Source organism: Mesorhizobium sp. WSM4815 (assembly GCF_055811575.1).
The window spans coordinates 43,175-55,393 of record NZ_JBVVQS010000096.1 but is presented as its reverse complement, the minus strand read 5'-3'; the positions used below and the strand labels follow the sequence as shown (position 1 = coordinate 55,393).

At 62.3% G+C, this 12,219-nt stretch carries 11 protein-coding genes; 7 read left to right on the top strand and 4 right to left on the bottom strand.

The features are described from left to right. Positions 1–150 precede the first annotated feature (150 nt). Positions 151–513, top strand: a complete 363-nt coding sequence (locus AC0L2B_RS18695; protein ID WP_473746375.1) for an SPW repeat domain-containing protein — start codon at positions 151–153, stop codon at positions 511–513. A 340-nt stretch (positions 514–853) separates the two neighbouring features. Here the strand turns inward: AC0L2B_RS18695 and AC0L2B_RS18690 are convergent, their stop codons facing one another. After that, positions 854–1,477 (bottom strand): TetR/AcrR family transcriptional regulator C-terminal domain-containing protein, encoded by a 624-nt coding sequence (locus AC0L2B_RS18690; RefSeq protein ID WP_473746374.1) that lies wholly within the window; start codon positions 1,475–1,477, stop codon positions 854–856. Positions 1,478–1,559: 82 nt separating this feature from the next. Here AC0L2B_RS18690 and AC0L2B_RS18685 point away from each other — a divergent pair, with 82 nt between their 5' ends. The 6 genes from AC0L2B_RS18685 to AC0L2B_RS18660 all read left to right on the top strand — a co-directional run bounded on the left by AC0L2B_RS18685 (position 1,560) and on the right by AC0L2B_RS18660 (position 10,006). Beyond that, positions 1,560–2,588 carry an HlyD family secretion protein gene (locus tag AC0L2B_RS18685; protein WP_473746373.1) on the top strand — a complete coding sequence of 343 codons (1,029 nt, stop codon included), beginning with the start codon at positions 1,560–1,562 and terminating at the stop codon, positions 2,586–2,588. Then, entirely contained in the window at positions 2,585–4,312 is a 1,728-nt protein-coding gene (locus tag AC0L2B_RS18680) for a DHA2 family efflux MFS transporter permease subunit (protein ID WP_473746372.1), read from the top strand. The genes AC0L2B_RS18685 and AC0L2B_RS18680 overlap by 4 nt, the downstream gene beginning before the upstream one ends. A 355-nt stretch (positions 4,313–4,667) precedes the next feature. Further along, entirely contained in the window at positions 4,668–8,279 is a 3,612-nt protein-coding gene (locus AC0L2B_RS18675) for a PAS domain-containing protein (protein ID WP_473746371.1), read from the top strand. Further along, positions 8,276–8,923, top strand: coding sequence for a response regulator transcription factor (locus AC0L2B_RS18670; protein WP_473746370.1), 648 nt, complete (start codon positions 8,276–8,278; stop codon positions 8,921–8,923). The genes AC0L2B_RS18675 and AC0L2B_RS18670 overlap by 4 nt, the downstream gene beginning before the upstream one ends. Next, the gene (locus AC0L2B_RS18665; protein ID WP_473746369.1) at positions 8,920–9,309 is read left to right on the top strand and encodes a response regulator; all 390 of its coding nucleotides are present in this window, start codon (positions 8,920–8,922) and stop codon (positions 9,307–9,309) included. The genes AC0L2B_RS18670 and AC0L2B_RS18665 overlap by 4 nt, the downstream gene beginning before the upstream one ends. Continuing rightward, complete coding sequence (locus tag AC0L2B_RS18660; protein WP_473746368.1) at positions 9,299–10,006, top strand: response regulator transcription factor; 708 nt, start codon at positions 9,299–9,301, stop codon at positions 10,004–10,006. The genes AC0L2B_RS18665 and AC0L2B_RS18660 overlap by 11 nt, the downstream gene beginning before the upstream one ends. A gap of 515 nt (positions 10,007–10,521) precedes the next feature. Here the strand turns inward: AC0L2B_RS18660 and AC0L2B_RS18655 are convergent. The 3 genes from AC0L2B_RS18655 to AC0L2B_RS18645 form a co-directional block, all read right to left on the bottom strand. Further along, positions 10,522–11,139 (bottom strand): glutathione binding-like protein, encoded by a 618-nt coding sequence (locus tag AC0L2B_RS18655; RefSeq protein WP_473746367.1) that lies wholly within the window; start codon positions 11,137–11,139, stop codon positions 10,522–10,524. A 63-nt stretch (positions 11,140–11,202) separates the two neighbouring features. Next, positions 11,203–11,640 carry a CBS domain-containing protein gene (locus tag AC0L2B_RS18650; RefSeq protein WP_473746366.1) on the bottom strand — a complete coding sequence of 146 codons (438 nt, stop codon included), beginning with the start codon at positions 11,638–11,640 and terminating at the stop codon, positions 11,203–11,205. 95 nt (positions 11,641–11,735) lie between these two features. After that, positions 11,736–12,158, bottom strand: coding sequence for a cupin domain-containing protein (locus tag AC0L2B_RS18645; RefSeq protein ID WP_473746365.1), 423 nt, complete (start codon positions 12,156–12,158; stop codon positions 11,736–11,738). Positions 12,159–12,219 lie beyond the last annotated feature (61 nt).

The window sequence follows — 12,219 nt, the reverse complement described above, 5'->3', positions numbered from 1 at the left end:
GCACCGCGCTCAGTTGCACTAGACCTTAGCATCGCCCGACAGATGCCTGCGTAGAATAGGCTGCCGCGCGGGACCGCGACATTCTCCTCGCATCGGCCGCCCCCGACATCGATGGCGTGGTGCGGAGCCGGACTGGAGAAGGAGACGAAGATGACAAATGAAGTACCGAGCAAGGGGTTGGAGTGGACCAACCTCGTTCTGGGCGCAGGTCTGGCCTGCGCTGCCTTCGCGTTCACCGAGATGCCCGCCGCGGCTTGGAACGCGGGGATCGTCGGCGCGCTGATTGCCTGCTGCTCCGCCGTGGCGCTCTACCGCTACGGAGCATGGACGGAGTGGTCCAATCTCGGCTTGGGGTGCTGGGGCGTAGCCGCTCCGTTCCTGCTCGGCTTCGGATCGGCGCAGGCGGCGATGTGGACGCACGCCTTCGTTGGGCTTTGCGTCGCGACGATCGCCATCATCCAGCTTTCGAGCGGCCGCAAGGCGCAGATGCTTTCCAGGTCCGACGTCAGATAATTTCATGGAAGGCCAAGCACCAGGGGACGGCGCCTAACTGTTTCCGCGACCGTCCCCTGGGATGCTTCGGCGAGTTGCGCGTGAAAACCCGCGCCGCAAGCCCGAACCGGCAAGAGAACAGATCATGGACCCCGTGAATTCCGAACCAACACTCGAAGAGATGCTGGACGATCCTATCATCCAGCATCTAATGCGGCGCGACAACGTCTGCGCCGACGATGTGAGGCGAATCGTTCATGAGGCCCGTGAGGCATATCGGCGTCGAGGCCTGCTGGTCGAACGGGGCACGCCGCTCGACTTTTCGCCAAACGACCCGATGCTGACGGCAACGATTGTCCTTCTACTTCCGGCTGCGTCGAACGCCGTTCAGGAAGATTTCCACAGCAGAAGCAACCGCCTCCCGCGCTTCTTCGTCCGACGGCGCGGGCCGGAGCCCGAGAACGACCTGCAGATGCAGGTTGTCGCGGGTCATGCCTACAAAGTGCCCGGCCAGACGCAAGCAATCGTCCGCTTGGATTTCGCCCCGTTCCCTGGCGGCTTCGAGGACCTCGGCGAGCCGGACCGCGGTCCGTCCTGGCCCCTGTTCGTAGAACGACTTCACGAGATCGGGGAAGCGGTTGGCCTCGGTTACGGCAATTCGGTAGATTCCGATCAAAGTGGGAGACATGTAGGCGTCCATGGAATGCCGGCCGAACGCCGTCAGCGTCGCCCGCAGATCGTGGCCCTCTATTTCCTTGATCACCAAGGGCGACAGCAGATTGTCTGCGCTTTCCCTCACGATAGCGGAGAACAGGCCCTCCTTGTTGCCGAACTCATTGTAAATGTTGCGTTTCGATCCGCCGGCGCGTTCGATGATCGCGTCGATGCTCGTCGCGGCGTAGCCTTGTTCGAAAAAGACCTCGGCAGCCGCTTGAAGAAGAGCCTCCCGGCGGCCGTTGCGCCGTGTGGTCCTTGCAGCAGCCATTCATCCACTCCAGTCCATCCCTTGACTGGTAACAATCATTACCATAAACGTCAATGGTAACGCCTATTACCGGAGGCCGGTCATGCCGTATAGCAGGAAAAAAACAATCGGACTGCTGCTGTGCCTCTCAGCCGTGGTCGCCCTTGGTGCAGGATGGGCTTGGGCCCGTTCGGATGACACGTCGACCGACAACGCGTACGTCCGCGGGGATGTGACCGGGCTTGCGCCGAAGATCGCGGGCTACGTCACTGCAGTAGAGGTTCGGGACAACCAGGCCGTCCGGGCGGGTGACGTCCTGTTCCGCATCGACGACCGCGAGTACCGCGCGCGGCTCGCGCAGGCTGTGGCCAATGTCGAAGCCGCTCAGGCGCGCCTTGGCAATGTCGACGCCGAAGTCCAGTTTCAGCATGCCCTCATCAGGCAGGCCGAAGCCCAGACGCGTTCGGCCGAGGCCGAGCTGAACCTCGCGACCAAGGCGTCCGGCCGCCGCCGCGAACTTATTCGTACCCACGCCGTAAGCCAGGCCGAGGTCGACGAAAGCGATGCCGCGCGGTCGAGGGCCGAAGCGGCCGTGGCGGCGGCATCGGCAGCACTGGAGGCACAGCGGCAGCGCATCGCCGTGCTCGACGCCCAGCGCGAAGCCGCCGTTGCCGCGGTAGCGCAGGCCCGGGCCGCGGAGGAACTCGCTCAAATAGACCTCGACAACGCCGTGGTTCGCGCGCCGGTAGACGGCGTCGTCGGCAACCGCCAGGTTCGCATCGGCCGGCTTGTGGCGCCGGGTGCCTCTCTGCTCGATATTGTTCCGGTCAATGATCTGTGGGTCGTGGCGAACTTCAAGGAAACCCAGATTAAACATATCCAGCCCGGTCAACACGTCCGCATCACCATCGATGGCTACCCAAACGAGGCGTTTGAAGGAATGGTGGACAGCTTTGCGCCCGGCAGTGGGTCTGCCTTCAGTTTGCTCCCCGCAGACAATGCGACAGGAAACTTCGTTCGCGTCGTTCAGCGCGTTCCGGTCAAGATCCGATTCATCGGCAATCCGCTGCCCGGTCGCCTCGTGCCCGGCCTGTCCGCGCGTGTCGAGATTGATCGCGGTAGAGACTCATGACCGCAGTGGTCATCGCCATCCCGGACCGCAACCGACCAGCAACAGGAGCCCTTCTCGTCGCGGGCATAATACTCGCCACTCTGACAGAGGCGATCGCCAGCACAGTCCTGTCGCTCGGGCGTGGCGATATCATCGGCGACACCCATGCAACTCCCGATGAGTTCGCCTGGCTGGATGTGGGATATACCGCTCCGAAGCTGATCGGGTTCATGGCCGCCGCCTGGCTGATGAACCGCGCCAGTCCACGCTGTCTGATCGTCGGCTCGACCATAGCCATGGGCGCAGCCTGCGCCCTTGCCGCCATCACAACGCAACTGGATCTGTTGGTTGTGCTCCGCGTAATGCAAGGCTTCTCCGGAGGCGTCCAGCTCGTCGCGGGGCAGACGATCATTTTTCTCGCTTATCCGCGACGCCACCAGCCGATCCTTCAGGCCCTGTTCGCAATCGGTTCGGTCGTTGCCCCGGCGACGATCGCCCCAGCCTTTGAGGGCTGGTTGCTCGACAGCCAGTCGTGGATGTGGATCTTCTTCAGCGTCGTCCCGGTGGCGCTGGCGGCCGCCGGATTCTTGCTGCTCGCGGACTGCCCGGCGCCCGTCAAAGCCGGACCCCGCCCGTTCGATTGGCTTGGCTTCTCGCTCCTCTCGACCGCACTGTTCTGCTTCACATACGTGCTCGGCCAAGGCAGCCGATGGGACTGGTTCGAAGAACGTCAAATCGTCTGCCTAACGGTAGTCGGCGCGGCCACTCTGCTGGCATTTCTCGGCCAACAAATGATCGCCAAAGGTCAGGGCCTGCTGGACTTCACCCCGTTCCGGTCGGACGATTTTTCCTTCGCCTTCATCGTCAGTTTCGTCGCCGGCGCCGCCTTGTTCGGGAGCGCGTTCCTGATCCCTTCGTTCGCCGTGTCCGTCCTTGAGTTCACGCCAACCGACGCCGGCCTGCTCCTGTTGCCGAGCGGCGTACTTTTCATCGGCGCGCTCCTCATCGCTGCTTTCCTCATGCAGGTCCGCCGCATTCCTCCGATCGCCACGGTGCCCTTTGGAATCCTGATGATCATGGTTGCGATGTGGATGCTGTCCGGTTCGACCATCGAAAGCGGCGCGGACGACATGATGCCAGCCATTCTGTTGCGTGGCCTCGGCCTCGGCTTCCTGTTCCTGTCGATCACTCTCATCGCTTTCGGCAAGCTCAACCACCAAAACCTCGCATCCGGCGTAGGCCTCTTCAATACGGGTCGCCAGCTCGGTGGCCTCATGGGTGTCGCCTGGCTGCAGACATTGATCGAGAATAACGTCGCCGCCAATGTCGCGGTGCTCGGCGCCAACGTCACCGTGGGCATTCCCGCGGTCAGCGAGCGTCTGGCAACGACGACAGCCATGCTCGCGGCAAAAGGAATGGATCCCGTGGCAACTGGCCGGGCAGCGACGAGCCTGCTGGGCAGAGCGGTCGCCGGTCAGTCCACAGTGATCGCCTTCGACACCGCGTTCAACGCAGTCGCGCTGCTGTTCGTGGTTGCCGCGCCCGTGCTGGTCACGATCAAGATCGGCCTCGCCCGATACATGAGAAAGCGCACGGAACAGTCGTCCCTGGCGCTGAGGGCGATTCCGATGCCGATCGCGCCGACGCCCGACATGACCCCGAGCTTGCCGCCTTCTACCTTGGCCTCGAACGCCCTTGTCGAAGGGAGTCAGAGGCAGATGGAAGACGCGAAGTTGCCAGCGTGACAAACGCCCCTGGAAAGATTCTCGCCAGCCATGTCGTGGATGCCCGCAGTACGCGTGACCGATTGGCAGCCATAACATGGCAGGGGCTCATGCCGGGACACGCCGCGCCGAGCCATCATGCGAGAGCCATGTCGCCACTCGGCTGGTCTAGCCAGTATCATCCTGAGGGCTAGGTCAGGTACGCTTCGGCCACGCCTCATGGATTTCCATGAGGTGCAGTCGGGGGGGCGCCGAATTAGGGTGTGCCATGAGTTCGCCAGCCGAGATCATGAGTTCGCCAGCCCAGATATCGCGGAGACGTGCTACACGCAGCGTTGACAATCCCCAGCCCTTCTTTGCCCGGCAGGAGAAACCGATGATGTCCGTCTGGTCGCGCCCGCAATTCCTTCATCTGGGGCTATTTTTTGCGGCATATGTCTTGGGCTGCGGGTTCGCCCAGGCGCTGGCAATCGTCCCCGGAATAACGGTTTCCATTTGGCCTCCGGGCGGCGTTTTCATCGCGACGCTCATCCTCACCTCGCCTTACAGTTGGCCGTGGTGGATACTGGCGGGTTGCCTGGCGGAGATGTTCGCGCAGTTCGTGTGGTTCCACAGTCCGCTGCCTGCGGGGTTCCTGATTTATGTCGGCAACGCCCTTGGCGCGACTGTTGGCGCAACGCTGGTGAACCGGGCATGCGGGCGCCCGGTTCGGCTGGAAACTTTGCAGGAAGTCCTCGCATTCGTCGTGCTAGGCGCTGGAGCTGCGCCGCTCGTCAGCGCGACGGTCGGAAGCGCAACGCTCGCATGGTTTGGCATAGAGTCGCAAACCTTCACGGCGGTATGGCCGCTGTTTTGGATTGGCGACGCAACCGGAATCCTGCTCGTAGCGCCACCGGCGCTGGTCGTGATCCAGTATTGGCGCAGCAAGACCCAACTCCCTCCCGCGCAGCGGGTGGAAGCCGGCGTCCTGGGTCTGATCTTCCTGGGAGTTGCCGCGCTTTCCTTGAGCGACGTCTACCTGCCCACCCCCTACATCATCATGCCGCCCCTTCTTTGGGCCGCGGCGCGCTTCGAGTTCAGAGGCGCCGCAGTCGCCTTGACGCTCCTCGCCCTGATCACGATGGCACTGACGATATCTGGAGACAGCCAGTTTGTCGGCGCTCCCGAGTTCCAGAGACAAAGACAGGTCATGCTGCAGCTTTTCCTGGCAATCTCGGCATTTTCGGCGCTCATCGTGGCGGCGATATCTCGGCAGCGTCAGCTGGCGCTGGTCACGTCGCGCGACCGGGAGCGGGAGCTTTCGCAGCTTGTCGATATGGTTCCAAGCCACGTCTGGCGTCTCGCGCCCGACGGCGAGCCGATTTTCTTCAACAAGCGCATGGTCGATTTTCTCGGCCTGGACGTGGCGGATACGATCAAGCCGGGCATGAGCCGCATGACGGCGATGATAGAGGCCGGCGTCCATCCGGATGACAGAGCAGCGCTCTCGGACACGCTTCGCCATTGTCTCGCCACCGGCGAGGTCCTTGCGATGCGGTATCGCTTGCGCCGTCAAGACGGGGTCTACCGCTGGATGTCGAGCCGCGCCGAGCCGATGAGGGACCAGGACGGGCGCATCGGTCAGTGGTACGGGCTCTCTCACGACATAGACGATCAGATGCATGCCGAAGAGGCGCTGCGGCGGAGCGAGCGGCAGCTTCAGGAGACGATCGATGCCGTACCTGTCCGGATCTGGAGCGCAAAGCCTACGGGCGGGCCGGTCTACTTCAACAAGCGCTACCAGGACCATTTCCGCTCCGTCATCGCGGATTTCGAAGCTCTCGGGGAGCCGCGCATCGAGCAACTGCTGCAGGAGCTGATCCATCCCGAAGATGCTCCCGAGGTACAGAACACCCTACGGAATTGCTTCGAAACCGGTGGCATGTCCACAATGCGATTTCGTTGGCGCGAACAGCACGGCGCGTACCGCTGGGCGGAGTGCAGGGTAGAGCCTCGGCGTAACGAAGACGGTGAGGTCGCGGAATGGTACGGCGTTTCGCTCGACGTCGACGAAGAGGTGCGTGCGCAGGAAGCCTTGCGCGACAGGGAGCGTGAGCTCTCGCAGCTCGTAAATATGGTTCCCGTCCATATCAGGCGTCTGACGCCGAAAGGCGAGCCGACCTTCTTCAACAAGCGCTTGCTCGACTTCTTCGGCTTGAACGACCTGGCCCAACTGGACAAGCCGGACATGAGCCGACAGGCGGCAGCCATAACGACCCTCGTCCATCCGGAAGATGCCGCACGTCTGCTGGAGACCGTCCGCCACTCCTTCGCCACCGGGGAGCCTTACTCCATGAAGTACCGCATGCGTCATGCGGATGGCGCGTATCGCTGGGTGGACGGCCGCGGGGAACCGGTGCGGGACCAAAGCGGCGCAATCATGCAATGGTATGCCATTTCCATTGACATCGACGATGAGATGCGCGCGCAGGAAGCGCTGCGCGACCGGGAACGTCAGCTTCAACAGCTCATCGACACCGTGCCAGTGCAGATCTGGTGCGTCACGCCTGGCGGGGACCCTGCATATATCAACAAAACGATGATGGACTATATCGGCCTGAAGCTGGATGATTTTGATGCCGACGGAGGTCTGCCCAGTGCGATCCGGACCATCGTCCATCCAGAAGACAGGGCCTCTTTGGCGCAGGCCTTGACCCATTCCTTCAGCACGGGCGAACCGTTCGAGCTGAAGTTTCGCAACCGCCGGTGGGATGGTTCATACCGCTGGACGGAGGGGCGTGCTGAACCACTCCGTGACGAGAGCGGCCGCATCATCCGGTGGTTCGGCGCCAACGTCGATATCCATGATTTCGTGAGTTCTCAGGAAGCGCTGCAAGAGCGGGAGCGCTTCCTCTGGCAACTCGTTGAAACGCTGCCGGCAATGATCGATTGCGCGGCGCCGGATGGCGAGCCGGTCTATCGTAGCCAGCAGCTCCGCGAGTTCCTGGGGTATGAGCTTGAGCGATTGGACGGCACCGGAAAGTCCCGGCTGGCCGGCACGCTTGACGCCGGTGTGCATCCCGACGACTTGGCGGGCGTCAAGGGAGGGTATGCTCATTCGTTGTCCACCGGCGAGCCCTATGCGCGCAGGCACCGCCTGCGGCGGTTCGACGGCGAGTATCGCTGGGTCGAGACACGCGCCGCGCCGATGCGCGATACCGAAGGGACTATCGTGCAGTGGAATGTCATCTGCCTCGATGTTGAAAATGAGGTTCGGGCGGAGGAAGAGCTGCGGCTGGCGCAAGAGAGCCTTGCACGAGCGAGTCAGGCCGCGAGCCTTGCTGAGCTCTCTGCTTCCATCGCGCACGAAGTGAACCAGCCGCTGGCGGCCGTGGTGGCGAACTCGCATGCCTGCCAGCGATGGCTTATGGCTGAGCCGCCAAATCTCGAGCGTGCGCAGAAGACAGTGGAGCGCATTATCCGTGACGCAAATGCGGCCGCCGACGTCGTGAGTCGCATCCGCGCTCTGTTCAAACAATCCGGCGAGGCAAGGAGTTCTACAGCGCTCAGTGGCGTTATCGCCGAGGCGCGCAACCTCATGGCCGAGGAAGCGGCGCGGCGGCGCGTCCGCATGGATATCGACGTCGAAAGCGACCTGCCGCTCGTCGCACTGGACCGCGTACACATCCAGCAGGTTCTGGTGAACCTCATTCGCAACGGCATGGATGCCATGGACGCCGTTGCGGGCGACCGGGTTCTTGAGGTCCGTGTGCGCCGCATAGGCGATCTGGTTCAGACGGAGATCAGCGATCGTGGCCGGGGAATCGAGTTTCCCGACAAGATATTCGAACCGTTCTTCACGACGAAGGGGAACGGAATGGGCATGGGGCTCGCGATCTGCCGTTCGATCGTCGAATCGCACGGCGGACGCCTGTGGGCGGAGAAGAACGAACCACAGGGGGCGACTTTCGTCTTCACCTTGCCGATTGAAGTGAAAGCGGCGCCATGACCACAGATGACCATATCGTCTTCATCGTGGACGACGATGCGCGCCTGCGGGAGGCGCTGAGCGAACTACTGGATTCGCACGGTATCCGCGCCGCTGCGTTCGGATCGGCCAGCGAATACATCGGTGCAAACAAGCCGGACATCCCGGCATGCCTCATCCTCGACGTCGAGCTGCCCGACATCAACGGCCTGGATCTGCAGAGGCAGATATCAAAGGGAGATCATCCGCCGATCGTTTTCATAACGGGGCACGGCGACATCCCGTCCTCCGTCCAGGCGATCAAGCATGGCGCCGTGGACTTTCTCACCAAGCCTTTCAGTGATGCGGATCTCATGGCTGCAATCCAGGCGGCGCTCACCGAGGATCGGGAAAGGAGGTCCGCGCGTGCTGAACTGGTGGCCCTGGAGCAACGCTATCTCGACCTGACGCCGCGCGAACGCGAGGTGCTGCCGCTCGTGGTGAGCGGCCTTCTCAACAAACAGGCAGCCGCTGAACTCGGAATCAGCGAGGTCACGCTGCAGATCCATAGAAGGAATGTGATGCAGAAAATGGCGGCGTCATCGCTCGCCGATCTCGTGCGTATCGCGCAGCGACTGGAGATACCGATCACCCACTCGCGCCGAGCGGGAGGGAACCGGGCGTGACCAAGGGAAGACCTGTCGTGGCCGTTGTCGATGACGATCCAAGGCTACTCGAGTCGCTGGAGGATCTGCTGGAGTCCGCCGGCTATGCGGCCCGCAGCTTCTCGTCAGCGCAATCATTGCTCATCAGCGGGCTGTCCGGCCTTGACGTGCTCATAACCGACATCGGGATGCCCGGCATGGACGGCTTCGAACTTTGTGATTTGGTGAAGAAGGTGCGTCCGGACCTGCCGGTGTTCCTGATCACCGGCCGCCACGAGATTGCCGACGCGGGCAGAGCCCAAGGCGTCAGCGGGTGCTTCCGTAAGCCCTTCGATGCGAAGGTCATGCTGGCAGCCATCGGCAATGTATTACGCAAATCGAAAAATGGAGATGGGCATGAGAGTTGAGCAGCCGCCGCACTTACGGAGATCGGCGCCGTTGTCATCGCAGCGCAGGAGCGAAGCGGAACAGCCCCTCGTTATCATTGTGGATGACGATGCGTCTGTTCAGGAGGCGCTGTCCGAATTGATACTTTCCGCCGGGTTCCAGCATGTCTGTTTCAGCTCGACGCGCGAATTGCTCGATGCCGACGTACTTGATAGCGCCGGTTGTCTGATCCTCGATGTGCGAATGCCGGGAGCGAGCGGTCTCGATCTGCAGCGGCATCTGGCCCAAAGCGGCAACCCCAAGCCAGTCATTTTCCTGACCGGGCATGGCGACATTCCGATGACCGTCCAGGCGATGAAGGCCGGGGCTGTGGATTTTCTCACCAAGCCGGTGCGGGACCAAACGCTGCTTGACGCTGTTATTGCGGGCATCGCGATGGATGCCGCGCGGCGGGCGGAAGCTGCGGTCGTCAAGCGCAATGTCGAACGCTTTGACACGCTGACGCCACGCGAGCGCGAGGTTTTGCATCAGGTGGCGCGCGGGCGCCTCAACAAGCAGATCGCCTTCGACCTCGGCATTAGTGAAGTGACGGTAAAGCTGCACCGCGGCAACGTCATGCGCAAGATGGAGGCCGCTTCCATCGGTGAGTTGATCCGGGCATGGGAAACTCTGCCCGCGCCGATGCGCGTGGCCGTCGGGGCGAGGACTGTGGCATGAGTCGATCCCCGCGTCGTCCGACGGGGTTTAGCACGCCTGACCATGGGCGCGCGGCCAGCGACGGGCGAAACGGCCAGGAGACCGAACCGGCCGGCACGGACGAATAGAGCAAAAGTTCTGGTTAGAGGTGTTCAGTCAGCCGCTCACGTGAGCCCAAGGCCGCCGTCGACGGCGATCACCTGGCTGGTCACCCCTGGCACCGCCGCCCTGCCCGATGCCGAAACTTCCGCCGGTTATGATGACGGCATTGTCATCCAGCGTTGACATGGTCCCGCTGCTGGCCAGCTGCCGGGCTGGGCAAATTGTCGAATTGATGGATGTTCCGCGGGCGCTCCGGAACGAACACCGCGATCGGATCACTCGCTGGGAAGGTCAGCTCCAACGCCTCGCCGAGTTGCACGTCTTGGTGCTGGACCTCTGATGCCGGCGGTGCTGCGTCAGCCACCAAGCCGCTCCCATTGGCGTCCAATCGATCGGAACGGCCAAAGGCTGCCGAAGAGGGGGCCACCGCCGCCTCAGGCGGCGGTGGATGCTTCGCGGTCATTTGCCGAGATCAGCCCCTCGTTCCGCATGGCCTCTTGCACGGCCGGACGGTTCGCCATGCGCTGACGCAGAGCGACCAACTGCGCGGGAGCGGAGACGTCGAAGCGCTCGGCCCATAGCAGCATCACGAAAAGGTAAAAGTCGGCCACGCTGGGCGTTGCGCCAAACAGGTAGTTGCCCGCAAGACTCTCCGAGAGTATGTCCAGCAGCTTGGAGATCGTCGCTCTTGCCTGTGCCTTTTGGGTTTCGCTGCTGGCATGCCACATCGGCTTGAAGCTGCGGTGCACCTCGGTCGAGATGAAAACCAGCGCTTCTAGCACGCGCGTGCGGCCAAGGTTTCCTGGAATACCGAGCGTTGGATACTCCGTAGCGAGCCAATCGAGGACGGCGATGTTCTCGGTGAGGATTTCTCCGCTGTCCAGCACCAGCGCCGGAACGTGGCCCTTTCGCGTTACATCGTTGAAATCGGCCCCCGATGCCGTCCGCTTGGTCTTCAGGTTGACGCTCTCCCGCTCGAATGGCACGCCAGCCTCGAGTAGGGCGATGTGATCGGCAAGACTGCAAGCAAGCGGGCTGTAGTATAATTTCATGTTCATTGTCCTTCTGGGGAGGATTTTTCTGGAGGAGTAGCGATATCGCTGCAGGCAAAGCGGCTAGCGGTAGCCGACGCCGGCGACATAATTGAAGAGCATCCGCTCCTGCATTTCTTCCTGCTCGAACAACACTTTCATCGCGTCGCGTATGTCCAGTATGCCGAGAGGCCTGGCGCCGACGTCGATTACCGGAATGTTCTGCAGGCTTCGCGCCGCCATGGTCTGCCATACGTCATGGACATCGTCCTGCGGACTGCACGAGACGATGGATCTGTTCATCAGGTCGGACACTGGCGGTGTCTTGGACGCTGGGCCGGTGAGATGGCGCACGAGATCGGATTTGCTGAGCACACCCTCCGCGCCTCCGCCTGCATTGCATACCACAACGAGGCCGATGCCAAGCCTGGACAGTGAAAGGGCGGCCGCTTGCACCGTTGCATCCAAGTCGATCACGGCCAGGCGCGACGACGTGAAGGCATGCAGTTTGCCGATGAGCATTGCGCCGTCCTTGGTTGCGTGCCGTGCCGCCAGGCGCTTCAAACGCTCCGGCGGCGCGGCGCTTTCCTGTTCAAACAGGGCGATAGATTCCGACCTTATTCTTCGTAGGGGAGCACAAGTTCGGTCTCGCCGGTGTCGACGATGAAGACAGCCAGCAGCCGGGCGGGGTCAGTCGCGCTGGCATTCTGGCTGACGCGGTGACGATCGCCGGGATATTCGGACCAGCTCTCGCCGGCGCGATAGGTGACCACCGGGCCATCATTGACCTGACTCTTGATCGCCCCTTCGAGAACCGTGGCGTAGATGAAGGCAGATTTGGGATGGAGATGCGCGGGCGAGTTGCCGCCTGGCTCATAGTCGACAAGCACACCTCTCATGCTCTTGCCGGGCACGTTCGGAATCGGCTGATCATAAACGAGCTTCACGTTTTTGAAAGCGCCAGCCGTATTGTCGGCCAGCGCGGCGGTGGCGATGAACGCCGCGAGAGCGGCGGTGCTGTAGAGTATGCTCCGGATCATTTGTCTGACTCCAGTTTGCGGTTGAGATTGGGGTGATCGCCGGCCGGAGGGGAGGACGGCC